Raw genomic sequence first — 23,963 nt, forward strand, 5'->3', positions numbered from 1 at the left:
CACCATACTGTACTTGGAACGTGCCATAGAGCTTGCAGGACACCTATGAATACCGAAAAAAAACCAGCGCTGATTCGCGAAACCTTCCCCGTCGGCCCGCTGCAGTGCAACTGCACCATCATTGGCGACCCGATCACTAAAAAGGCCATCGTTGTCGACCCGGGCGGCAACCACGAGCTGATCCTGGCGCGTCTTGAAGCGCTGGGTCTGAAGGTGGTGAGCATTATCCACACCCATGCCCATCTCGATCACTTTCTGGCGTCCGGCCAATTGAAGGAAAAGACCGGCGCCACATTGCACCTGCACAAGGAAGACCAATTCCTGTGGGATAACCTGGAAATGCAATGCCAGATGTTCCGCGTGCCCTATACGCCCGTGCCGTCCCCGGACCGCTGGCTGGAAGACGATGAAGAACTGGCCTTTGGTTGCGGCGTGGCGCTGCACACGCCAGGGCATACCCCAGGCTCGATGAGTTTCTGGTTTGCCGACGCCAAACTGTTGATCGCCGGCGATACCTTGTTCCGGCGTGGGGTAGGGCGTACGGATTTGTGGGGCGGTGATCAGGCAACCATCGTGCGCTCGATCAAGCAGCGCCTCTATACGCTGGATGAAGGCGCCACCGTGGTGACCGGGCACGGGCCGGATACGTGCCTGGGCGATGAGATGCGGGAGAACCCTTTTGTGCGGGCTTGATTGACGCGCATGGCCGGAAACACATTCGTGTCTCCTTGGTTCAGGTGAAACTCGCTATGCTTTGTTACAGCACAAGCGGCGCTCGTGGAATTTTTACCGCTTGTCGTGTTCCAAACCCGGCACAGGTCCATTGCCCATGTCCTCTGCATCTCAGAATGCAAAAGTAGGAGCTTCCTTCATGTTCACTCCGCGTCGTCTGCTTGTTGTCGCCACCGCCGTAGCCCTGTTGTCCGGCTGCGCTTCCCCTAATCCTTATGACGGCAGCCAGGGACAGGCCAGCAATGGTTCCGAAAGCGGCATGAGCAAGACCGCCAAGTACGGCGGCCTCGGCGCGCTCGCTGGCGCATTGGCCGGTGCGGCCATTGACCATAACAACCGTGGCAAGGGCGCGCTGATTGGCGCAGTAGTGGCCGGTGCTGGCGCTGCCGGCTACGGCTACTACGCTGACCAGCAAGAGAAAAAGCTGCGCGAAAGCATGGCCAATACCGGGGTTGAAGTGCAGCGCCAGGGTGACCAGATCAAATTGATCATGCCGGGCAATATCACCTTCGCCACCAACTCCGACGCGATCTCCAGCAGCTTCTACACGCCGCTGAACAACCTGGCCAATTCCCTCAAACAGTTTAACCAGAACACCATCCAGATCGTTGGCTACACCGACAGCACCGGCAGCCGTCAGCTGAACATGGACCTGTCCCAGCGCCGTGCGCAGAGCGTGGCCAACTACCTGACTTCCCAGGGTGTGAGTGCCGCCAACCTGAGCGCACGGGGTGCCGGCCCGGATAACCCGATTGCCAGCAACGCAGACGTGAATGGCCGTGCCCAGAACCGTCGCGTGGAGGTGAACCTTGGTCCGATCCCTGGCCAGCAGTACGGCCAGCCAGGTGCCCAGCAACAGGCGCCACAACAGAACAACCAGTTCCAGGGCAACCCGTACTCGCAGTACCAGTAAACAATCGCCACAAAAAAGGGCGCCGTGCAGTCCATGCACGGCGCCCTTTTTTGTGGGTGACGGTTACATCAGTCGATGTATTCGAACACCTTGACGATTTTCTGCACACCGGACACGCCCTGTACCAGGTTGGCCGCGCGGGTGGCTTCAGCCTGGGTCAGCAGGCCCATCATGTAGACGATGCCGTTGTCGGTAACGATCTTGATGCGTGAGCCCGGAACGGCGCTGTCGGTGAGCATCTGCGCCTTGATCTTGGTGGTCAGCAAGGCATCGTTGCTGATGGCCAGCAGCGTGATCGGGTCCATGACCTGCAGCTCGTTGTGAACCTTCTTGACCCGCTGCACCGTCGAGGCGGCTTGTTCAGCCTGGGCCTTGAGTTCGGCGCGCGGGGTCTGCCCGGCCAGCAGCACGACGCCATTGAAGCTGGTCACCACAATGCGCGATGCGCCGTTGCCCAGGTCTGTAGCGGCTTTGGCAACGTTGACCTTGACCTTGGTTTCGATCAGCGAGTCATCGATGGTGCTGCCGAAGGTGCGTGTGCCCCTGTCGTCCTGGATGGGGGTGTCCCGTGTGGCGGTGATTGCCGTGCTGCAGCCGCTGATGGCGAGGCACAGCGTGATGGCCAAAAGGCTGAGGCGGTTAACGGTCATTCTTCACTCCCGAACAGTTGGCTGTCGATCAGATCGCACAGGCAGTGGATCGCCAGCAGGTGGACTTCTTGAATGCGTGCAGTGACATTGGCCGGAACGCGAATCTCCACGTCTTCAGGCAGCAGTAGCGAGGCCATGCCGCCGCCATCGCGCCCGGTCAATGCTACGACAATCATTTCGCGATCATGTGCGGCCTGGATCGCTTGAATGATGTTTGCCGAGTTGCCGCTGGTGGAAATCGCCAGCAGCACATCGCCCGGCTGGCCGAGGGCGCGGATCTGTTTGGAGAAGATTTCGTTGTAGCTGTAGTCGTTGGCGATCGAGGTGATCGTCGACGAATCGGTGGTCAGGGCGATCGCCGGCAGGCTTGGGCGCTCGCGCTCGAAGCGGTTGAGCAGCTCCGAGGAAAAGTGCTGGGCGTCGCCGGCCGAGCCGCCGTTACCGCACGAAAGCATTTTGCCTTCGTTGAGCAAGGCGTTGACCATGACCTGACTGGCTTGCTCGATGTGCGGTGCAAGTACGTCCATCGCCTGTTGCTTGGTGTCGATGCTGGCCTGGAAAAGCTGGCGAATTCGGGATTGCATGTCCATCTGTGTGACCTTAATTAGCGCGGCTGTTTGGCACAGAAATGTGCAGCCCGCAAAGCAAAGAGCAAAAGTGTGGGGTGAAGGTGCCGGGTGTGTCAGCTGTCGAAGGCATCTTTGAGCCAATTCAGATCAGCGGGGCCCGACGGTGTGCTTTCTATGGCAACCACATCGAAACGGCAGGGGCTGTCGGCCCAGCGATGCTCTTTTTGCAGAAAGAACTGCGCGGCGAGTATCAGCTTTTGACGCTTGCGCCCGTCGATACTGGCGAGCGCGCCACCCCATTGTGCGTGTTTTCTGTAGCGGACTTCGACGAATACTACTGTATCGCCGTCAAGCATGACCAGATCAAGCTCGCCGCGTTTACATAACCAGTTCTGCGCCAGAAGGCGCAGACCCTGTTGTTGCAGATAGCTCAGCGCGTGGAGTTCGGCATCCTTGCCGCTTTGTGCGCTGGACCGCTCGGGCATCAGCGCGGGGTGTCCGGCAGGCGCTGGATCTCGCCGCCAACGAATTTCGCCCACGGCATCTGGCGGTCAACACGCTGGTTGGCGCTGATGCCCAGGTTGCCGGAAAGGCCATCGACACGGGTGTCCGGCAGCGCCTTGAGCTGGCCCAGGCGTGGCGCCAGGCGATAGGCATCGACGCCCATTGCATACAGGCGGCCCAGGCTGCCATTGGCTTGCGGCCATTGGGCGGCGACCTGGTTGCGCAGCGGGTCGGTGGTGTTGAGCAGCCAAGGGGTTTCGCAGAACATCACGTTGGTCATGTCCAGGTACTGGTTGCGGTCGCCACTGGCGCTGAATACGTGGGAGGTCGCATAGACAGGCACATCACCGGCGTACTGGAAGTTCAGGGTCGGCTTGATCTGCTGGGCCAGTTGCGGGGTGACGGCCAGGAAGATGAACTCGATGTCCTGGCGACGCGAAGGCTGGGCTGCAACGTCAGTACCGACGGTATTCTGCAGGCTCTTGGCGCGACCTTCGCTTTTGCGCAACTGGAACAGGTCTGCGATCTGCTGGGCCAGTGCCACGGGCTGATCGACATACTCGACGCCCATTACGGTCCCGCCGTTGGCTTCCCAGTCCTGGCGGAAGGCTTTGTAGACACGCTCGCCCCACTCGCCACGGGGCACCATGGCGGCGGCGCGATGCAAGCCGTCGGCACGGGCACGGCGCGACACTTCACGGGCTTCGTCTTCAGCGGCCAGACCGAACTGGAACAACTGCGCCGGGGCTTGATCGGTCTCGCTGTAGTTCAGGGCCAGGGTGGTGATCGGCAATTGCGGGCGTGCGCTGAGTTGCTTGACCAGCGGCTTTTCCAGCGGGCCGACCACCAGTTGCACGCCGGCGGCCTGGGCCTTGGCGTAGAAGTCGTCGATGGAGGTCAGGCGCGAGCTGTCATAGAACTCAATCACTGGCGGCTTCTGCCCGGCCTGTTCGGCCTGGTAGTGAGCCGCCATGAAGCCTTCACGCAGCGCCTTGCCGACCGACGCCAGGGCGCCTTCCTGCGGCAGCAGCAGAGCGATCTTGGTCAGCGGCTGGCTGGCCAGTTCCTTGAGTTTGGTCAAGGGCGTTGGCAACTGCACGGCGGCCGGATGGCCCGGGTTGCGTGCGCGCCAGGTGTCGATAGCGGCTTGTTGCTGCTCCAGCGTGCCGGCGCCCTTGACCGCCTGGGCCAGGGAGATCCAGCCATCGAGTGTCGGGTTGCCGCTGGCTTGCAGCTGCTCGGTCGGCAGTGCGGCAATCAACACCCAGATCGCTTCGTGGTTGCTGTTGGCCGCGTCGCCGGTGAGCAGGGGCGCCATGTCGACACGCTCCCGAGCCGCCGCCAGGGTCTGGCCGTCGGCTTCATAGGCGCGGGCATGCACGGTGCCGGTGCGGATCTGCTGTTCGACCGGCAACTCCTTCAGGCTTTGCAGGCTGGGGTGGTTCAGCGCCGACAACGCAGCCTTGGGCTGGTTGCGGGTCATCGCCAGTTCGGCGGCCAGGGTGCTGGCGAACACTTGCGCGGCGGGCTTCAGGACATCCAGAGGCACCTGCGCAAGAATCTGCGAGGAGCGCCCGGGGTTGTTCTGCCGGTAGGCCAGGTCAGCCGCACTCAGGCGCAGCAAGGCGGCCTTTTCCGGCGTTTTGGCGGAGGTGGCCTGTTCGAGCAGTTGCTCGATACTGGCGTCGGGCGTGCGTGGAAGGTCGCCAAGGCTGGACGAGGGCGAGCTGGCGCAAGCGGCCAGCAAGGCAGCGAGGCAGAGGGCGGAGAGCAGCCGCAGGCAAGCGATCATGTAAGTGTTCCTGATACCGATCAAATTAGCGTGGAAGTGTACCCAAGCACTGGCCCAGGTGCGATGTTCGTGGCGTGAAACCGTGGATTTAGGTCGTGCAATTGTTGCAATTGACTAACAGTGGCTGAAACGTCATCCGCCGTGACGGCATATTTTCAGCGCGTTGACGCGCTACAATGTGGCTTTTGCCAATCATCGAGGTGTGCGTTTTGACTGCTCCAGGTCCTTTGAATTCCACTGCAGGCTCGCTTTTTGTCGTGGCGACGCCCATTGGCAACCTGGACGACATCAGTGCCCGGGCGCTGAAGGTGTTGCGCGAGGTTAAATTGATCGCGGCGGAAGACACTCGGCACTCCCAGCGGTTGATGCAGCATTTTGGAATCAGCACGCCACTGGCGGCGTGCCATGAACACAATGAGCGCGAGGAGGGCAGCCGTTTCATCACCCGCTTGCTGGCCGGTGATGATGTTGCGCTGATCTCCGATGCGGGCACCCCGCTGATTTCCGACCCGGGGTACCATCTGGTGCGCCAGGCGCGTTCCGCTGGTATCAATGTAGTGCCTGTTCCGGGAGCGTGCGCGCTGATCGCTGCATTATCTGCAGCCGGCTTGCCGTCGGACCGCTTTATCTTTGAAGGCTTCCTGCCGGCCAAAGCGGTGGGGCGTCGTGCGCGTCTGCAGGCGCTGAAGGAAGAGCCGCGCACCCTGATTTTCTACGAGGCTCCCCATCGCATCCTGGAGTGCCTGCAGGATATGGAGCTGGTGTTCGGTGGCGCACGCCTGGCGCTGTTGGCGCGCGAGTTGACCAAGACCTTTGAAACCCTCAAGGGTCTGCCGCTGGAAGAGCTGCGTGGGTTTGTCGAGGGTGACAGCAATCAGCAGCGCGGCGAATGCGTCGTGCTGGTGGCAGGCTGGACGGCTCCGGAAAGTGAAGATGCGGTCGGCAGCGAAGCCATGCGCATCCTCGATTTGCTGCTCAAGGAAATGCCGCTCAAGCGTGCCGCCGCCCTTGCAGCGGAGATTACCGGGGTGCGCAAGAATGTGTTGTATCAGGTTGCGCTCGATAAACAGAAAGCCGAATAGTTCCGGGGCCGGGCCGGTGTTTCGTCCGAACGTGATGGCAATGCTGCACTTTTAGTACTTGTCCTGAGGCCCTCCTGCCGTTAACCTGCGCGGCGGAGAGTCGATTGGACAGTCGCTGCCCTCTATGAAAATTAGGGGGGGGAGGAAAGTCCGGGCTCCATAGGGCGAAGTGCCAGGTAATGCCTGGGAGGCGTGAGCCTACGGAAAGTGCCACAGAAAATAACCGCCTAAGCACTTCGGTGCCGGTAAGGGTGAAAAGGTGCGGTAAGAGCGCACCGCACGACTGGCAACAGTTCGTGGCTAGGTAAACCCCACTTGGAGCAAGACCAAATAGGGTCCCAAGGCGTGGCCCGCGCTGGGACCGGGTAGGTTGCTAAAGATGTCCAGTGATGGCCATCGTAGACGAATGACTGTTCAAGACAGAACCCGGCTTACAGATCGACTCTCCACCTTTTTCTTTCCGCTCGAGTCTCGGGCAGAAAACCGGTAGTAACGCAAGAATCCCTCCCTGCCAAATCATTGGCAGATGCGTCTTCGTAATACCAAAAAAATCTTACTCTTAACAAATCACTTTAACTTTGAGCTGCAGCTCTTTGAGTTGTTTGTGCTTGTTGAGTCAAAAACCACGCTGAAGTCGGGTTTCTCCTTCCGTTACGCTCGTAAATCTCCGTTCTGTAAGGCTTTTCCTTGTATCCGCGCCTTGACGGTGTGGTGGGCGCATTCCTATAGTGTGCGCAAGTGGCGGAAAGTGGCACAAAGTGGGTTTTTTGAACGTAAAACGATAAAATTTGGAGAAACGCACCTGTGTTTCGCGGAGCTAACGCTATCAGTCTCGATGCAAAAGGCCGTCTCGCCATGCCGAGCCGGTATCGTGACGAGCTCATTTCGCGAAGTTCGGGCCAGTTAATCATCACGATTGACGCTGTTGACCCCTGTTTATCTGTTTACCCCCTCGACGAGTGGGAGTTGATTGAAACCAAGTTGCGCGCTCTGCCTTCGTTGCGTGAAGAAAACCGCCGCCTCCAGCGTTTGCTGATCGGTAATGCCGTCGACCTTGAACTCGATGGCAGCGGTCGTTTTCTGGTGCCTCCGCGTTTGCGCGAATACGCCAGGCTCGACAAGCGCGCAATGCTGGTAGGCCAACTGAACAAGTTCCAATTGTGGGACGAAGATGCCTGGGATGCTGTTTCTGCAGCTGACCTGGCTGCTATTCAACAACCGGGCGCCATGCCTGACGAACTGCGTGATTTGATCCTGTGACTATTGATAGCGGCTTTAACCACATCACCGTACTGCTTGACGAAGCCGTTGAGGCTCTCGCCGTACGCGCGGATGGCTGCTATCTGGATGGCACCTTCGGCAGGGGCGGGCACAGTCGGTTGATACTCAGCCAGCTCGGGCCCAACGGTAAACTCCTCGGGTTCGACAAAGACCCTCAAGCGATTGCCACCGGGCAAGCGCTAGCGGCCGAAGACGGCCGCTTTGTCGTTGTGCAGCGCAGCTTTGCCGAGCTGGGCGCCGAAGTCGCCGAACGCGGCATGGCGGGCAAGGTGGCCGGGGTTCTGCTCGACCTGGGCGTGTCTTCGCCGCAGCTCGATGACCCGGAGCGCGGCTTCAGTTTCATGAATGACGGCCCCCTCGACATGCGCATGGACCCTACCCGTGGCGTCAGCGCTGCGCAGTTCATCGCCACTGCGCCAGTCGAGGAAATTGCCCGTGTGTTCAAGGAATACGGTGAGGAACGCTTCGCCGGTCGCATGGCCCGCGCCGTGGTCGAGCGCCGCGAGATCCAGCCGTTCGAACGCACCGCTGACCTGGCCGAAGTGCTGAAGGTCGCCAACCCGGCATGGGAGAAGGGCAAGAACCCGGCTACCCGTGCGTTCCAGGGCCTGCGCATTCACGTCAATAACGAACTGGGTGACCTGGAGGCTGGCCTTGAGGCTGCCCTGGACGCACTGGAAGTGGGTGGGCGCCTGGTGGTGATCAGTTTCCACTCCCTGGAAGACCGCATCGTCAAACTGTTCATGCGTCGTCTGGTCAAGGGTGAGTCCGACAACCTGCCGCGTAACCTGCCGGTGCGTTTCGAAGCCTTTGTGCCGAAAATCAAAATCCATGGCAAAGCGCAGTTCGCCTCCGAAGCCGAACTCAAGGCCAACCCGCGTTCGCGCAGCGCCGTCATGCGCGTCGCGGAGAAGTTGCGGTGAGCAAGCTTTTCGCCAAACCCCTGCCAGGTGGCAGCTTCTTTATGTTGCTGCTGTTTGTCGGCGTACTGGTGTCCGCGATTGCGGTCTCCTACAGCGCGCATTGGAACCGTCAGCTACTCAATACCCTGTACGGGGAGTTGAGCGTGCGTGACAAAGCGCAGGCGGAGTGGGGCCGGTTGATCCTGGAGCAGAGCACCTGGACGGCCCACAGCCGTATCGAAGTGCTGGCCACCGAACAATTGAAGATGCACATCCCGGGCGCGGCCGACGTACGCATGGTGGCGCCATGATGAAGCTTGAAGGCGCACTCTACCCGTGGCGCTTCCGCCTGATGCTCGGCTTGCTGGCATTGATGGTGGGCGCGATCGTCTGGCGCATCTTCGACCTGCAGGTCGTGGACCGTGACTTCCTGATCGGCCAGGGTGATGCCCGTAGCCTGCGGCATATCCCGATTCCCGCGCACCGCGGCCTGATTACCGACCGCAACGGCGAGCCGCTGGCTGTGAGTACTCCGGTGACCACCCTGTGGGCCAACGCCAAGGAACTGCAGGTTGCCAAGGACAAGTGGCCGGAACTCGCTGCTGCCCTGGGGCAAGACCGCAAAGCACTGACCGAGCGTCTGGAAGCCCAGGCCAATAAAGAATTTATCTACCTGGTTCGCGGGCTCACCCCCGAACAGGGCCAGCAGGTGCTCGACCTCAAGGTTCCCGGTGTCTATGGCATCGAGGAATTTCGTCGTTTCTACCCGGCCGGTGAAACCACCGCGCACATGGTTGGCTTCACCGATATCGATGACCACGGTCGCGAAGGCGTCGAGCTGGCCTACGACGAGTGGCTGGCCGGCGTTCCCGGCAAGCGCCAGGTCATCAAGGATCGGCGCGGCAGACTGATCAAGGATGTCCAGGTCACCAAAAACGCCAAGGCCGGTAAGCCCTTGGCGTTGTCGATCGACCTGCGCCTGCAGTACCTGGCCAACCGCGAACTGCGTAACGCGATCATCGAGAACGGCGCCAAAGCCGGCAGCCTGGTGATCATGGACGTGAAGACCGGCGAGATCCTCGCCATGGTCAACCAGCCGACCTACAACCCGAACAACCGTCGCAATCTGCAACCGGCGATGATGCGCAACCGCGCAATGATCGACGTGTTCGAGCCGGGTTCGACCATGAAAGCCATCTCCATGAGTGCCGCCCTGGAAACCGGACGCTGGAAGCCCAGCGACAAGGTGGAGGTGTATCCGGGTACGTTGCAGTTGGGCAAATACACCATTCGTGACGTGTCCCGCACCGAGGGCCCGGTGCTCGACCTGACCGGCATCCTGATCAACTCCAGTAACGTGGGCATGAGTAAGGTTGCTTTCGATATCGGCGGCGAAACCATTTACCACCTGGCACAGAAAATCGGCCTGGGCCAACCCACTGGCCTCGATTTCCCAGGTGAGCGCGTCGGCAACCTGCCGAACTACCGTGACTGGAAAAAAGCCGAGACCGCCACGCTGTCGTACGGCTACGGTCTGTCGGTAACCGCGATCCAGCTGGCCCACGCGTTCTCGGTGTTGGCCAACAATGGCCGCATGGTTCCGCTGAGCCTGATCCACGTGGACGAAGCGCCGAAAGCTACCCAGGTGATCCCGGAAAAAGTCGCCAAGACCATGCAAGGCATGCTGCAGCAAGTGATCGAGGCGCCGCGTGGCGTATTCCGTGCGCAGGTGCCGGCCTATCACGTGGCCGGCAAGTCCGGTACCGCGCGTAAAACCTCGGTGGGCACCAAGGGCTACGCCGAAAACTCCTATCGCTCGCTGTTCGCCGGTTTCGGCCCGATGAGCGACCCGCGTTACGCCATCGTCGTGGTCATCGACGAACCGAGCAAGGCCGGTTACTTCGGTGGCCTGGTGTCGGCGCCGGTGTTCAGCAAAGTGATGTCCGGCACCCTGCGCCTGATGAACATCACGCCGGACAATCTTCCGCCGACCCAGCAGGCAAACGCCGCTCCACCGGCCGCTGCGGTCAAAGCCAATGGAGGGCGCGGCTGATGTCTCTTAGCCTGAACAAGATTTTTGCCCATGCCGGCCGCGATCTGCTGATTCGCGAGTTGAGCCTGGACAGCCGCAATGTACGCGCCGGTGACCTGTTCCTGGCGGTGCCCGGTGGCAAGTTCGATGGCCGTGCGCATATCGCCGACGCCCTGCAACGTGGTGCTGCCGCCGTGGCCTATGAAGTGGACGGCGCCACCGTGCTGCCAATCACCGATGTGCCGTTGATTCCGGTCAAGGGTCTGGCTGCTCAGCTGTCCGACATTGCCGGGCGTTTCTACGGTGAGCCGAGCCGCCACCTCAACCTGGTAGGCGTGACCGGCACCAACGGCAAGACCAGCGTGACTCAACTGGTCGCCCAGGCGCTGGACCTGCTGGGTCAGCACTGCGGCATCGTCGGTACCCTGGGCACCGGCTTCTATGGCGCGCTGCAAAGCGGCCTGCACACCACACCGAACCCGATTGCCGTGCAAGCGACCCTGGCCGACCTGAAAAAGGCCGGTGCCAAGGCGGTTGCGATGGAAGTCTCGTCCCATGGTCTCGACCAGGGCCGCGTCACCGCATTGGCGTTCGACGTGGCCGTGATGACCAACCTGTCCCGCGACCACCTCGATTACCACGGCACGATGCAAGCGTACGCAGCGGCCAAGGCCAAGCTGTTCGCCTGGAACGATCTGAAGTGCCGCGTCGTGAACCTGGATGACGCTTTCGGCCGCGAGCTGGCAGCTCAAGACAGCGAAGCACGGTTGATCAGCTACAGCCTGGAAGACGTCAGTGCCTACCTATATTGCCGCCAAGCGCAGTTCAGCGACGAGGGCGTGCGCGCCACGTTGGTCACGCCGCAGGGCGAGCACCATTTGCGCAGCACGCTGCTGGGGCGTTTCAACCTGAGCAACGTACTGGCGGCTATTGGCGCCTTGCTTGGTCTGGATTACGCGCTCGACGAAATTCTGAGCGTGCTGCCCAAGCTGGAAGGTCCGGCCGGCCGCATGCAGCGCCTGGGTGGCGGTACGCAACCGCTGGTGGTGGTCGATTACGCCCACACCCCTGACGCACTGGAAAAAGTCCTGCTGGCGCTGCGCCCGCATGCCAAGGGCAAGCTGTTGTGCCTGTTCGGCTGCGGTGGGGACCGCGATCGCGGCAAGCGTCCGTTGATGGCCGAAATCGTCGAGCGCCTGGCCGACGGTGTGCTGGTGACCGACGACAACCCGCGCAGCGAAGACCCGAGCCGGATTTTCGACGATATCCGTGAAGGCTTCAAAGATACCGCCAAGGTCACCTTCGTGGCCGGTCGCGGCGCAGCCATTGCCCAACTGATCGCCAGCGCCAGCGCCGATGACGTGGTGGTACTGGCCGGCAAGGGCCATGAGGATTACCAGGAAATCAACGGCGAACGCCATGCCTTCTCCGATCTGGTCGAGGCTGATCGTGCCCTGACTGCCTGGGAGGTCGCCCATGCTTAAGTCGATGACATTCAGCGAACTGGCCCAGGCGTTGTCAGCCCGTGTGTTGTCGAGCGATTGCACGTTCGACGGCGTCAGTATCGACAGTCGCAACATCAAGCCCGGCCAGTTGTTCGTTGCACTCGCCGGCCCGCGTTTCGATGGCCACGACTACCTGAACGAAGTCGCCGCCAAAGGCGCCGTGGGTGCCCTGGTGCAGCGTGAAGTGACCCACGCCACCTTGCCGCAGTTGCTGGTCGCCGATACCCGCCTGGCCCTGGGCCAACTGGGCGCGCTGAACCGTGCCGCTTTCGACAAGCCGGTTGCCGCCATCACCGGTTCCAGCGGCAAGACCACCGTCAAGGAACTGCTGGCCGGCGTACTGCGCACCCGTGGGCCGGTCCTTGCTACCCGTGGCAACCTGAACAATGATTTCGGCGCACCGCTGACCCTGCTCGAACTGGCCCCGGAACACACGGCGGCCGTGATCGAGCTGGGCGCTTCACGCATCGGCGAAATTGCCTACACCGTGGCGCTGACCAAGCCCCATGTTGCAATTATCAACAACGCCGGTACCGCCCACGTCGGTGAGTTCGGCGGCCCGGAAAAAATCGTCGAAGCCAAGGGTGAAATCCTTGAGGGCCTCGACGCTTCGGGCACCGCTGTATTGAATCTGGATGACAAGGCTTTCGAGACCTGGCGCGTTCGCGCGGCCGGGCGCAAGGTGCTGACGTTTGCCGTGCACAACGCTGCGGCCGATTTCCATGCCTCCAATATTACTGTCGATGCGCGGGGCTGCCCCTCCTTTACCTTGCACACGCCGCAAGGCAGTGAGCACGTGCAACTGAACCTGCTGGGCAACCATAACGTCGCCAACGCCCTGGCCGCTGCCGCCGCTGCCCACGCCCTGGGCGTGTTGCTGTTCGGCATCGCCACAGGCCTGGGGGCGGTGCAGCCGGTCAAGGGCCGCACCGTGGCGCAATTGGCCACTAACGGCATGCGCGTCATCGATGACACCTACAACGCCAACCCGTCTTCCATCAACGCCGCCGTGGACCTGCTCAAGGGCTTCGATGGGCGCAAGGTGCTGGTGCTCGGCGATATCGGCGAGTTGGGCGACTGGGCTGAACAAGGCCACCGCGAAGTCGGCGCCTATGCCGCCGGCAAAGTCGATGCGCTCTACGCCGTCGGCCCGAACATGGCTCACGCGGTAAACGCCTTCGGCCTCGGCGCGCAGCATTTCGCCAGCCAAGCCGAATTGATCCAGGCGCTGACTGCGGCTGAACACGATAAACACACAACCATTTTGATCAAGGGATCGCGCAGCGCGGTGATGGAAAACGTCGTCGCAGCCTTGTGTGGCTCAAGTACGGAGAAACATTAATGCTGCTGCTGCTGGCTGAGTATCTGCAACAGTTCCACAAAGGCTTCGCGGTCTTTCAGTACCTGACCCTGCGCGGGATCCTGGGTGTGCTGACCGCGTTGTGTTTGTCGCTGTTTCTGGGGCCGTGGATGATCCGCACCCTGCAGAACCTGCAAATTGGTCAATCGGTTCGCAATGACGGCCCGCAGTCGCACCTGTCCAAGTCCGGTACCCCGACCATGGGCGGCGCATTGATCCTGTCGTCCATCGGCGTCAGTACCTTGCTCTGGGCCGACCTGCACAACCGCTATGTTTGGGTGGTGCTGCTGGTGACCCTGCTGTTCGGCGCCATCGGCTGGGTGGATGACTACCGCAAAGTGATCGAGAAGAATTCCAAGGGGCTGCCAAGCCGCTGGAAGTACTTCTGGCAGTCGGTCTTCGGCCTGGCGGCGGCGATCTTCCTGTACACCACCGCGCCAAGCGCAGTGGAAACCACCTTGATCATCCCGATGCTCAAGGACGCCAGCATTCCACTGGGCGTCGGCTTCGTGGTGCTGACCTATTTCGTCATCGTCGGCTCGAGCAACGCGGTGAACCTGACCGATGGCCTCGACGGCCTGGCGATCATGCCAACGGTGATGGTGGGCGGCGCGCTCGGCATTTTCTGCTACCTGTCGGGTAACGTGAAATTTGCCGAATACCTGCTGATTCCCTACGTACCGGGCGCGGGAGAACTGATCGTGTTCTGCGGCGCGCTGATCGGCGCAGGCCTTGGGTTCCTGTGGTTCAACACCTACCCGGCGCAAGTCTTCATGGGTGACGTCGGCGCATTGGCGCTGGGCGCGGCCCTGGGCACCATCGCGGTGATCGTGCGCCAGGAAATCGTGCTGTTCATCATGGGCGGTGTGTTCGTGATGGAAACCCTGTCGGTGGTCATCCAGGTGGCTTCCTTCAAATTGACCGGGCGCCGCGTCTTCCGCATGGCGCCGATTCACCACCACTTTGAACTCAAGGGCTGGCCCGAGCCACGCGTGATCGTCCGTTTCTGGATCATCACCGTGATTCTGGTACTGGTCGGCCTTGCCACCCTGAAACTGAGGTAGAAACGAGTGTCCCTGATCGCTTCAGACCACTTCCGCATCATTGTCGGCCTCGGCAAGAGCGGCATGTCCCTGGTTCGCTTCCTGGCGAACCGGGGCACGTCGTTCGCCGTGGCCGATACGCGGGAAAATCCACCGGAGCTGGTCACGCTGCGCCGTGACTACCCGCACGTGGAAGTGCGTTGTGGCGAGTTGGATGTCGAGTTTCTGTGCCGCGCCGACGAGCTGTACGTGAGCCCTGGCCTGGCCTTGGCGACACCGGCCCTGCAAGCTGCCGCCGCGCGTGGCGTGAAGTTGTCGGGTGACATCGACCTGTTTGCGCGTAACGCCAAGGCACCGATCGTGGCCATCAGTGGTTCCAACGCGAAAAGCACTGTGACCACCCTGGTCGGCGAAATGGCTGTGGCTGCCGGCAAGCGCGTGGCGGTGGGCGGCAATCTCGGGGTGCCTGCGCTGGACCTGCTCAGCGACGATGTCGAGCTGTACGTGATGGAGCTGTCGAGCTTCCAGCTGGAAACCACCCACGAGCTCGGTGCCGAAGTGGCCACCGTGTTGAACGTCAGCGAAGATCATATGGACCGCTACAGCGGCCTGCCGGCCTACCACCTGGCCAAGCACCGGATTTTCCGTGGCGCCAGGCAGGTGGTGGTCAACCGTCAGGATGCTCTTAGCCGTCCGCTGATGGGCGAGGGCCTGCCGTGCTGGACCTTCGGCCTGAGCAAACCCGATTTCAAGGCGTTCGGTATCCGTGAAGAGAATGGCGAGAAATACCTGGCCTTCGAATTCCAGAACCTGATGCCGGTGCGCGACCTGAAAATCCGCGGTGCCCATAACCAGTCCAATGCACTGGCGGCCTTGGCGCTCGGCCACGCAGTAGGCCTGCCATTCGACGCCATGCTCGCCAGCCTGCGCACCTTCGCCGGTCTCGAGCATCGCTGCCAGTGGGTACGGGACCTCGATAGCGTCAGCTATTACAACGATTCCAAGGCCACCAACGTCGGCGCTGCCCTGGCCGCCATCGAAGGCCTGGGTGCCGATATCGACGGCAAGCTGGTGCTGATCGCCGGTGGCGACGGCAAGGGTGCCGACTTCAAGGACCTTAAAGCGCCGGTCGCTGCGCATTGCCGCGCCGTGGTGCTGATGGGCCGCGATGCGGACCTGATCGCCGCCGCCCTGGGCGACGCCGTGCCGCAAGTGCGCGCCACGTCCCTGGATGACGCGATTGCCCAGTGCAAAGCCTTGGCCCAGCCGGGCGATGCGGTGCTGCTGTCGCCGGCCTGCGCCAGTTTCGACATGTTCAAGAACTATGAAGAGCGCGGCCAGCTGTTCGCCCGCGCCGTGGAGGCTTTGGCATGAGCCTCAACCTGAAGAACATCATCAAGCCGTACCCGTCGCCGATCATTACCGGGCGCGGCATCGACCTTGATTTCCCAATGCTCGCCGGCTGCCTGGCGCTGCTCGGCCTGGGCCTGGTGATGATCACCTCGGCGTCCTCCGAGGTGGCCGCCGTGCAGTCGGGCAACACCCTGTACATGATGATCCGCCACCTGGTGTACCTGGTGATCGGCCTCGGCGCGTGCATCGTCACCATGATGATCCCGATCGCCACCTGGCAGCGCCTGGGTTGGCTGATGCTGATCGGGGCGTTTGGCTTGCTGATCATGGTGATCCTGCCCGGCATCGGCCGCGAAGTGAACGGTTCGATGCGCTGGATCGGCTTCGGTGCGTTCAACGTGCAGCCGTCGGAAATCGCCAAGGTATTCGTGGTGATCTACCTGGCCGGCTACCTGGTGCGCCGCCAGAAAGAAGTACGCGAAAGCTGGATGGGCTTCTTCAAGCCGTTCATCGTGTTGCTGCCCATGGCCGGCCTGCTGTTGATGGAACCCGACTTCGGTGCCACCGTGGTGATGATGGGCGCCGCCGCAGCCATGCTGTTCCTCGGTGGTGTCGGCCTGTTCCGCTTCACCTTGATGGTGGTGCTGGCGGTCGCGGCCGTGACGATTCTGGTGCAGGCGCAACCCTACCGGATGGCTCGTCTGATCACCTTTACCGACCCGTGGTCCGACCAGTTCGGTTCCGGCTACCAGTTGACCCAGGCGCTGATTGCCTTCGGTCGCGGCGAGTGGCTGGGCGTGGGCCTGGGCAACAGTGTGCAGAAGCAGTTCTACCTGCCGGAAGCCCACACTGACTTCGTGTTCTCGGTACTCGCCGAAGAACTGGGCGTGGTCGGTTCGCTGTGCACCGTCGCGCTGTTCGTGTTCGTCTGCGTGCGCGGCATGTACATCGGCTTGTGGGCCGAGAAGGCCAAACAGTATTTCGCCGCCTATGTGGCGTACGGCTTGTCGTTCCTGTGGATCGGCCAGTTTCTGATCAACATCGGAGTGAACGTCGGGCTGCTGCCGACCAAGGGCCTGACCTTGCCGTTCCTCAGCTACGGCGGCAGTTCGCTGGTGATCTGCTGCGCCTGTCTTGGCCTGTTGCTGCGCATCGAGTGGGAGAGTCGTACTCACCTGGGCAGCGAAGAGATGGAATTCAGCGAAAGCGACTTCGCCGAGGAGCCGACCCATGGGCGCTAACGTGCTGATCATGGCGGGCGGCACCGGGGGCCATGTGTTCCCGGCCCTGGCCTGCGCGCGCGAATTCCAGAACCGTGGCTACACCGTGCACTGGCTGGGTACGCCGCGTGGCATCGAGAACGAACTGGTGCCCAATGCCGGCTTGGCGCTGCACCTGATCAACGTCACAGGCTTGCGCGGCAAGGGCAAGTTGTCGCTGCTCAAGGCGCCCTTTGTGTTGCTCAAGGCCGTTTGGCAGGCGCGCAAGGTCATCCGTCAATTGAAGCCGGTCTGTGTACTCGGTTTTGGTGGGTACGTGACCGGCCCTGGTGGCGTTGCCGCCAGGCTCTCGGGCGTGCCGGTCATCGTGCACGAACAGAACGCCGTCGCCGGGACTGCCAACCGCCTGCTGGTGCCCTTGGCGGCGCGTGTATGCGAGGCCTTCCCGAACACATTCGGCACTTCGAGCAAACTGCGCACCACCGGCAACCCGGTGCGCACCGAACTGTTCATGGGCATCGCCCGTGAAGCACTGGCCGGACGCAAGGCGCACCTGCTGATCATGGGCGGAAGCCTGGGCTCCGAGCCGCTGAACAAACTGCTGCCTGAAGCGCTGGCGCAACTGCCGATGCACGTGCGCCCTGAGGTGTTCCATCAGGCCGGCAAGCAACATGGTGAAGCCACCGCCACGCGCTATCGCGAAGCCGGTGTCGAGGCGAATGTACAGCCCTTCATCAAAGACATGGCCCAAGCCTATGGCTGGGCCGACCTGGTGGTCTGCCGCGCTGGTGCGCTGACCGTCAGTGAATTGGCCGCCGCCGGTCTGCCGTCGTTGCTGGTGCCTCTGCCCCATGCAATCGACGATCACCAGACCCGCAACGCCGAATATTTGGCCGGGGAGGGCGCTGCCTTCCTGCTGCCGCAAAGAACGACTGGCGCCGCCGATTTGGCCGCACGCCTGACCGAGGTTTTGATGCAACCGGAACGACTCAACAGCATGGCGAGCACCGCAAGCCGCCTGGCCAAACCTGACGCAACCCGCACCGTGGTCGATATCTGCCTGGAGGTGGCCCATGGTTGAGAATCAGAAAGCCATGCCGCAACCGGAAATGCGCCGCATCCGTCGCATCCACTTCGTCGGTATCGGCGGCGTGGGCATGTGCGGCATTGCCGAAGTATTGCTGAACCTGGGCTATCAGGTGTCCGGCTCTGACCTCAAAGAGTCGCCGGTTACCGACCGCCTGAAATCCTTTGGCGCGCAGATCTTCATTGGCCACCGCGCCGAGAACGCCGCCGAGGCTGACGTGCTGGTGGTGTCCAGCGCTGTGAACACCTCCAACCCGGAAGTGGCCACCGCCCTCGAACGCCGTATCCCAGTGGTACCGCGTGCCGAGATGCTCGCCGAGCTGATGCGCTATCGCCACGGCATCGCCGTCGCCGGCACTCACGGCAAGACCACCACCACCAGCCTGATCGCCTCGGTGTTCGCCGCCGGTGGCCTGGACCCGACCTTCGTCATCGGTGGCCGCCTGAACGCAGCCGGCACCAATGCCCAGCTCGGCACCAGCCGCTACCTGATCGCCGAAGCCGATGAAAGCGACGCGAGCTTCCTGCACCTGCAACCGCTGGTCGCCGTCGTCACCAACATCGACGAAGACCACATGGCGACCTACGACGGTGACTTCAACAAACTGAAGAAAACCTTCGTCGATTTCCTGCACAACCTGCCGTTCTACGGGTTGGCGGTGGTGTGCCTGGACGATCCGGTGGTGCGCGAGATTCTGCCGCAGGTCAAACGCCCTACCGTGACCTACGGCTTCAGCGAAGACGCCGACGTGCGCGCGATCAATGTGCGCCAGGAAGGCATGCAAACCTTCTTTACCGTGCTGCGCCCCGACCGCGAGCCGCTGGATGTCTCGGTCAACATGCCGGGCAACCACAACGTACTCAATTCGCTGGCAACCATCTGCATCGCCAGCGACGAAGGCGTCAGTGATGAAGCCATCGTCGAAGGCCTGTCGCGCTTTGCCGGCGTGGGCCGACGCTTCCAGGTCTACGGCCAGCTGCCGGTTGAAGGCGGTGACGTGATGCTGGTGGACGACTACGGGCACCACCCGACCGAAGTCGCCGCTGTGATCAAGGCCGTACGCGGTGGCTGGCCGGAGCGCCGCCTGGTGATGGTCTACCAGCCGCACCGCTACAGCCGCACCCGCGACCTGTACGACGACTTCGTCAATGTATTGGCCGATGCCAACGTGCTGCTGCTGATGGAAGTCTACCCGGCCGGTGAAGAACCGATTCCGGGCGCCGACAGCCGCAAGCTGTGCAACAGCATCCGTCAGCGTGGCCAGTTGGATCCGATCTACATCGAGCGCGGTGTCGACCTGGCCCCTATCGTCAAGCCGCTGCTGCGCGCCGGTGACATTCTGCTGTGCCAGGGCGCCGGTGATATCGGTGGCCTTGCGCCTAAATTGCTGGCCAGCCCATTGTTCGTAAAAGAAGAGCTTGCGGTTGAGCAGGGGAAGTCGAAATGATCACTGACTACGCCTCCCTGTTCTCCACCATCACGCCTGCCGACTTCGGCCGCGTCGCCGTGCTGTTCGGCGGCAAGAGCGCCGAGCGCGAAGTGTCGCTCAAGTCCGGCAATGCCGTGCTTGAAGCGCTGCAAAGCGCCGGTGTGGACGCGTTCGGCATCGACGTGGGTGATGATTTCCTGGCCCGCCTGCAGGCTGAAAAGATCGACCGCGCCTTCATCATTCTTCACGGCCGTGGCGGTGAAGACGGCAGCATGCAGGGCCTGCTCGAGTGCGCCGGCATTCCGTACACCGGCAGCGGCATCCTGGCTTCGGCACTGGCGATGGACAAGTTGCGCACCAAGCAGGTGTGGCACAGCCTGGGCATTCCAACCCCGCGTCACAGCGTATTGCGCAGCGAAGACGATTGTATTTGTGCAGCCAAGGAACTGGGGCTGCCTTTGATCGTCAAACCAGCCCATGAAGGCTCCAGTATCGGCATGGCCAAAGTGAACTCGGCCGCCGAATTGATCGACGCATGGAAAGCGGCAAGTACCTACGATTCGCAAGTGTTGGTGGAACAGTGGATCCAGGGTCCCGAGTACACCATCGCCACCCTGCGTGGCCAGGTATTGCCGCCCATCGCATTGGGCACCCCCCATTCTTTTTACGATTACGACGCCAAGTATGTGGCTTCCGATACCCAGTACCGGATTCCATGCGGTCTTGACGCAACCAGGGAACAGCAATTGATGGACCTCACGGCGCAAGCCTGTGAGGCGCTGGGTATCGCCGGTTGGGCGCGGGCAGACGTGATGCAGGATGACCAAGGGAATTTCTGGTTCCTGGAAGTCAACACTGCACCCGGGATGACCGACCACAGCCTGGTACCTATGGCCGCCCGTGCCGCCGGTCTGGATTTCCAGCAGTTGGTGCTGGCGATCCTGGCCGACAGCATTGAGCCAAGAGGCTAAGCACATGAAAGGCGCATCGCTTCGTCATCAGCCCCCACAAGCACCGAGCCGCAAGCCGGTGCCACGGGGTGCCAGCCGCATGGTGGCCAAAGAGCCGATGTCGGCGCGCCTGCCCAAAGCCAACTTTGGTTTCATCAAGGCGCTGTTCTGGCCGGTGTTGCTGGTGGTGCTGGGCTTTGGCACCTACGAGGGCGCGCAGCGCCTGTTGCCGTATGCCGACCGGCCGATCACCAAGATCAGCGTGCAGGGCGACTTGAGCTACATCAGCCAGCAAGCGGTGCAGCAGCGTATCGGTCCGTTCCTGGCCGCGAGCTTCTTCACCATCGACCTGGCCGGTATGCGCGCAGAGCTGGAACAGATGCCGTGGATCGCCCACGCCGAAGTCCGCCGGGTATGGCCGGACCAGGTGACGATCCGCCTGGAAGAGCAACTGCCCGTGGCCCGTTGGGGTGATGGTGCGCTGTTGAACAACCAGGGGCAGGCGTTTGCGCCGCGTGAAGTGGCGAACTATGAGCACCTGCCGCAGCTGTTCGGGCCGCAGCGGGCGCAACAGCAAGTGATGCAGCAGTACCAGGCCTTGAGCCAGATGCTGCGGCCACTGGGCTTCTCCATTGCACGCCTGGAGTTGCGTGAACGGGGCAGCTGGTTTCTGACGACCGGGGCAGGCAGTTCCGGCCCGGGCATCGAGTTGTTGCTGGGACGCGACCGCTTGGTGGAAAAGATGCGCCGCTTTATTGCCATCTATGAAAAAACCTTGAAAGAACAGATCACGAACATTGCGAGCGTCGACCTGCGTTACGCCAACGGCCTGGCCGTCGGTTGGCGTGTACCGGCGGCGCCCACGGCAGCACAACCCGCTGTCGCGAAGAATTAAGAAGAGGCAGGACCCATGGCAAACGTGCAAAGCGGCAAAATGATCGTCGGTCTCGATATCGGCACCTCCAAGGTGGTGGCGCTGGTGGGCGAGGTCGGTGAAGACGGCACGATCGAAATCGTCGGTATTGGCACGCATCCGTCCCGGGGCCTGAAGAAGGGCGTGGTGGTGAACATCGAGTCCACCGTGCAATCGATCCAGCGCGCCATCGAAGAAGCGCAGCTGATGGCCGGTTGCCGGATTCACTCGGCGTTCGTCGGCGTGGCCGGCAACCATATCCGCAGCCTGAACTCCCACGGCATCGTGGCGATCCGCGACCGTGAGGTCAGCTCGGCCGACCTTGAGCGCGTCCTCGACGCCGCCCAGGCCGTGGCGATCCCGGCGGACCAGCGCGTGCTGCACACCTTGCCGCAGGACTACGTGATCGATAACCAGGAAGGCGTGCGCGAACCGCTGGGCATGTCGGGCGTACGCCTGGAAGCCAAGGTCCACGTGGTGACCTGCGCCGTCAACGCCGCACAGAACATTGAAAAATGCGTGCGCCGCTGCGGCCTGGAAATCGACGACATCATCCTCGAGCAGTTGGCCTCGGCCTACTCGGTCCTGACCGACGACGAAAAAGAACTGGGCGTGTGCCTGGTGGACATCGGCGGCGGCACCACCGACATCGCGATCTTCACCGAGGGTGCGATCCGTCACACCGCCGTGATCCCGATTGCCGGCGACCAGGTCACCAACGACATCGCCATGGCGCTGCGTACACCGACCCAGTACGCCGAAGAAATCAAGATCCGTTACGCCTGCGCCCTGGCCAAGCTGGCCGGCGCCGGCGAAACCATCAAGGTGCCAAGCGTTGGCGACCGTCCACCGCGTGAGCTGTCGCGCCAGGCCCTGGCAGAAGTGGTCGAGCCGCGCTACGACGAGCTGTTCACCCTGATCCAGGCCGAGCTGCGCCGCAGCGGCTACGAAGATTTGATCCCGGCCGGCATCGTGCTGACCGGTGGCACCTCGAAGATGGAAGGCGCGGTCGAACTGGCCGAAGAGATCTTCCACATGCCGGTTCGCCTGGGCGTGCCCCATGGCGTCAAAGGCCTCGGCGACGTGGTGCGCAACCCGATTTATTCCACTGGTGTGGGCTTGCTGTTGTACGGGCTGCAGAAGCAGACCGACGGGATTTCCCTGTCGGGGCCGAGCATCCGTGACAGCTACCGCAGCGATGACGACGCGAAAGCGCCGTTGTTCGAGCGCTTGCAGGCTTGGGTAAAAGGGAACTTCTGACGAAGTTAGCTACAAGCTACAAGCTACAAGCTACAAGGTTCAAGTGACACGCTTCAAGCTTGCGGCTTATAGCTTGCAACTTGAAGCTGATGTAAAGCAGTAGGCGAAAAAACTAGAGAAAACGAAAGGAGAGGGAACATGTTTGAACTCGTAGACAACATCCCCGCTAGCCCGGTTATTAAAGTAATCGGTGTCGGCGGTGGCGGCGGTAACGCTGTCAACCATATGGTCAAGAGCAACATTGAAGGCGTTGAATTCATCTGCGCCAACACTGATGCCCAGGCGCTGAAAAGCATCGGCGCGCGGACCATCCTGCAATTGGGCACAGCCGTGACCAAGGGCCTCGGCGCAGGCGCCAATCCGGAAGTCGGCCGTCAAGCCGCCCTGGAAGACCGCGAGCGCATTGCCGAAGTGCTGCAAGGCACCAACATGGTGTTCATCACCACCGGCATGGGCGGCGGTACCGGTACCGGTGCAGCCCCGATCATTGCCGAAGTGGCCAAGGAAATGGGGATTCTGACCGTCGCTGTGGTGACCCGTCCGTTCCCGTTCGAAGGCCGTAAGCGCATGCAGATCGCCGACGAAGGTATCCGTCTGCTGTCTGAAAGCGTCGACTCGTTGATCACCATTCCCAACGAGAAACTGCTGACCATCCTGGGCAAGGACGCAAGCCTGCTGTCCGCGTTCGCCAAGGCTGACGATGTACTGGCCGGTGCCGTTCGCGGTATCTCCGACATCATCAAGCGCCCAGGCATGATCAACGTCGACTTTGCCGACGTGCGTACTGTCATGAGCGAAATGGGCATGGCGATGATGGGCACTGGCTGCGCCAGCGGTCCGAACCGTGCACGCGAAGCCACCGAAGCGGCCATCCGCAACCCGTTGCTCGAAGACGTGAACCTGCAAGGTGCACGCGGCATTCTGGTGAATATCACCGCAGGTCCTGACCTGTCCCTGGGTGAGTACTCCGACGTGGGTAGCATCATCGAAGCCTTCGCTTCCGAGCACGCGATGGTCAAGGTCGGTACCGTTATCGATCCGGACATGCGCGACGAGCTGCACGTGACCGTGGTTGCGACCGGTCTGGGTGCGAAAATCGAGAAGCCTGTGAAGGTCATCGACAACACCCTGCACAACAGCCAGGCCAACCAGGCGGCCGCCGTTCCAGCCCCTGCTCGTCAGGAACTGCCGTCGGTGAACTACCGCGACCTGGACCGTCCAACCGTGATGCGCAACCAGGCTCAGGCCGGTGCTGCAGCGTCCCGTAGCCCGAATCCGCAAGACGATCTGGACTACCTGGACATTCCGGCATTCCTGCGTCGTCAGGCCGATTGATGGAATGTATCAGGGCTATGAAGGTGATTGGTGTTCAGCAAAGGTCTGGTC

At 61.8% G+C, this 23,963-nt stretch carries 22 protein-coding genes and 1 other RNA gene; 19 read left to right on the forward strand and 4 right to left on the reverse strand.

What is annotated here, in order from left to right:
* The first annotated feature begins 45 nt into the window (after positions 1 to 45).
* A complete protein-coding gene (locus tag SC318_RS04930; protein WP_320429875.1) occupies positions 46 to 693 on the forward strand; it encodes an MBL fold metallo-hydrolase in 648 nt (215 codons plus the stop codon).
* Between the two features lie 178 nt (positions 694 to 871).
* Complete coding sequence (locus SC318_RS04935; RefSeq protein WP_124385191.1) at positions 872 to 1,645, forward strand: YiaD family glycine zipper/OmpA-like lipoprotein; 774 nt, start codon at positions 872 to 874, stop codon at positions 1,643 to 1,645.
* A 68-nt stretch (positions 1,646 to 1,713) separates the two neighbouring features.
* On the opposite strand, the gene SC318_RS04940 is transcribed toward SC318_RS04935, so the two are convergent.
* The 4 genes from SC318_RS04940 to SC318_RS04955 all read right to left on the reverse strand — a co-directional run bounded on the left by SC318_RS04940 (position 1,714) and on the right by SC318_RS04955 (position 5,160).
* Complete coding sequence (locus SC318_RS04940) at positions 1,714 to 2,295, reverse strand: BON domain-containing protein (protein WP_124385192.1); 582 nt, start codon at positions 2,293 to 2,295, stop codon at positions 1,714 to 1,716.
* Positions 2,292 to 2,885: a phosphoheptose isomerase gene (locus SC318_RS04945; RefSeq protein WP_007904374.1), complete on the reverse strand. Its 594-nt coding sequence runs from the start codon at positions 2,883 to 2,885 to the stop codon at positions 2,292 to 2,294. Before SC318_RS04945 ends, SC318_RS04940 begins: the two co-directional genes overlap by 4 nt.
* 92 nt (positions 2,886 to 2,977) lie before the next feature.
* Entirely contained in the window at positions 2,978 to 3,349 is a 372-nt protein-coding gene (locus SC318_RS04950; RefSeq protein ID WP_124385193.1) for a YraN family protein, read from the reverse strand.
* Entirely contained in the window at positions 3,349 to 5,160 is a 1,812-nt protein-coding gene (locus SC318_RS04955; RefSeq protein ID WP_320429876.1) for a penicillin-binding protein activator, read from the reverse strand. The genes SC318_RS04950 and SC318_RS04955 overlap by 1 nt, the downstream gene beginning before the upstream one ends.
* 176 nt (positions 5,161 to 5,336) lie before the next feature.
* Between SC318_RS04955 and rsmI the strand changes: the two genes are divergently transcribed.
* From rsmI to ftsZ, 17 genes are all read left to right on the forward strand, one after another.
* Entirely contained in the window at positions 5,337 to 6,242 is a 906-nt protein-coding gene (gene rsmI / locus SC318_RS04960) for a 16S rRNA (cytidine(1402)-2'-O)-methyltransferase (protein WP_320429877.1), read from the forward strand.
* Between the two features lie 96 nt (positions 6,243 to 6,338).
* Positions 6,339 to 6,692: RNase P RNA component class A (gene rnpB / locus SC318_RS04965), an RNA gene on the forward strand.
* A 354-nt stretch (positions 6,693 to 7,046) separates the two neighbouring features.
* Positions 7,047 to 7,502, forward strand: a complete 456-nt coding sequence (gene mraZ / locus SC318_RS04970; protein WP_320429878.1) for a division/cell wall cluster transcriptional repressor MraZ — start codon at positions 7,047 to 7,049, stop codon at positions 7,500 to 7,502.
* A complete protein-coding gene (rsmH, locus tag SC318_RS04975) occupies positions 7,499 to 8,446 on the forward strand; it encodes a 16S rRNA (cytosine(1402)-N(4))-methyltransferase RsmH (RefSeq protein WP_164485554.1) in 948 nt (315 codons plus the stop codon). Before mraZ ends, rsmH begins: the two co-directional genes overlap by 4 nt.
* On the forward strand, positions 8,443 to 8,736 hold the full coding sequence (gene ftsL / locus SC318_RS04980; RefSeq protein WP_057724615.1) for a cell division protein FtsL: 294 nt from the start codon (positions 8,443 to 8,445) through the stop codon (positions 8,734 to 8,736). Before rsmH ends, ftsL begins: the two co-directional genes overlap by 4 nt.
* Complete coding sequence (locus SC318_RS04985) at positions 8,736 to 10,478, forward strand: peptidoglycan D,D-transpeptidase FtsI family protein (protein ID WP_306494868.1); 1,743 nt, start codon at positions 8,736 to 8,738, stop codon at positions 10,476 to 10,478. The genes ftsL and SC318_RS04985 overlap by 1 nt, the downstream gene beginning before the upstream one ends.
* Positions 10,478 to 11,941 carry a UDP-N-acetylmuramoyl-L-alanyl-D-glutamate--2,6-diaminopimelate ligase gene (locus SC318_RS04990; RefSeq protein ID WP_320429879.1) on the forward strand — a complete coding sequence of 488 codons (1,464 nt, stop codon included), beginning with the start codon at positions 10,478 to 10,480 and terminating at the stop codon, positions 11,939 to 11,941. The genes SC318_RS04985 and SC318_RS04990 overlap by 1 nt, the downstream gene beginning before the upstream one ends.
* A complete protein-coding gene (locus tag SC318_RS04995; RefSeq protein WP_320429880.1) occupies positions 11,934 to 13,304 on the forward strand; it encodes a UDP-N-acetylmuramoyl-tripeptide--D-alanyl-D-alanine ligase in 1,371 nt (456 codons plus the stop codon). The genes SC318_RS04990 and SC318_RS04995 overlap by 8 nt, the downstream gene beginning before the upstream one ends.
* Positions 13,304 to 14,386 (forward strand): phospho-N-acetylmuramoyl-pentapeptide-transferase, encoded by a 1,083-nt coding sequence (mraY, locus tag SC318_RS05000; RefSeq protein WP_320429881.1) that lies wholly within the window; start codon positions 13,304 to 13,306, stop codon positions 14,384 to 14,386. Before SC318_RS04995 ends, mraY begins: the two co-directional genes overlap by 1 nt.
* A gap of 6 nt (positions 14,387 to 14,392) precedes the next feature.
* Positions 14,393 to 15,739, forward strand: coding sequence for a UDP-N-acetylmuramoyl-L-alanine--D-glutamate ligase (gene murD, locus SC318_RS05005; RefSeq protein ID WP_320429882.1), 1,347 nt, complete (start codon positions 14,393 to 14,395; stop codon positions 15,737 to 15,739).
* Positions 15,736 to 16,959, forward strand: coding sequence for a putative lipid II flippase FtsW (gene ftsW / locus SC318_RS05010; protein ID WP_124385200.1), 1,224 nt, complete (start codon positions 15,736 to 15,738; stop codon positions 16,957 to 16,959). Before murD ends, ftsW begins: the two co-directional genes overlap by 4 nt.
* Positions 16,949 to 18,019: an undecaprenyldiphospho-muramoylpentapeptide beta-N-acetylglucosaminyltransferase gene (gene murG / locus SC318_RS05015; RefSeq protein ID WP_320429883.1), complete on the forward strand. Its 1,071-nt coding sequence runs from the start codon at positions 16,949 to 16,951 to the stop codon at positions 18,017 to 18,019. The genes ftsW and murG overlap by 11 nt, the downstream gene beginning before the upstream one ends.
* Complete coding sequence (murC, locus tag SC318_RS05020; RefSeq protein WP_320429884.1) at positions 18,012 to 19,472, forward strand: UDP-N-acetylmuramate--L-alanine ligase; 1,461 nt, start codon at positions 18,012 to 18,014, stop codon at positions 19,470 to 19,472. The genes murG and murC overlap by 8 nt, the downstream gene beginning before the upstream one ends.
* Complete coding sequence (locus SC318_RS05025; RefSeq protein ID WP_320429885.1) at positions 19,469 to 20,425, forward strand: D-alanine--D-alanine ligase; 957 nt, start codon at positions 19,469 to 19,471, stop codon at positions 20,423 to 20,425. The genes murC and SC318_RS05025 overlap by 4 nt, the downstream gene beginning before the upstream one ends.
* A gap of 4 nt (positions 20,426 to 20,429) precedes the next feature.
* The gene (locus SC318_RS05030; protein WP_306491677.1) at positions 20,430 to 21,299 is read left to right on the forward strand and encodes a cell division protein FtsQ/DivIB; all 870 of its coding nucleotides are present in this window, start codon (positions 20,430 to 20,432) and stop codon (positions 21,297 to 21,299) included.
* Positions 21,300 to 21,314: 15 nt separating this feature from the next.
* Complete coding sequence (gene ftsA, locus SC318_RS05035; RefSeq protein WP_306491678.1) at positions 21,315 to 22,577, forward strand: cell division protein FtsA; 1,263 nt, start codon at positions 21,315 to 21,317, stop codon at positions 22,575 to 22,577.
* Between the two features lie 138 nt (positions 22,578 to 22,715).
* Positions 22,716 to 23,912: a cell division protein FtsZ gene (ftsZ, locus tag SC318_RS05040; protein WP_320429886.1), complete on the forward strand. Its 1,197-nt coding sequence runs from the start codon at positions 22,716 to 22,718 to the stop codon at positions 23,910 to 23,912.
* The last annotated feature ends 51 nt before the right edge of the window (positions 23,913 to 23,963 follow it).

The organism is Pseudomonas sp. MUP55, assembly GCF_034043515.1.
In the GTDB taxonomy this organism is placed as follows: domain Bacteria; phylum Pseudomonadota; class Gammaproteobacteria; order Pseudomonadales; family Pseudomonadaceae; genus Aquipseudomonas.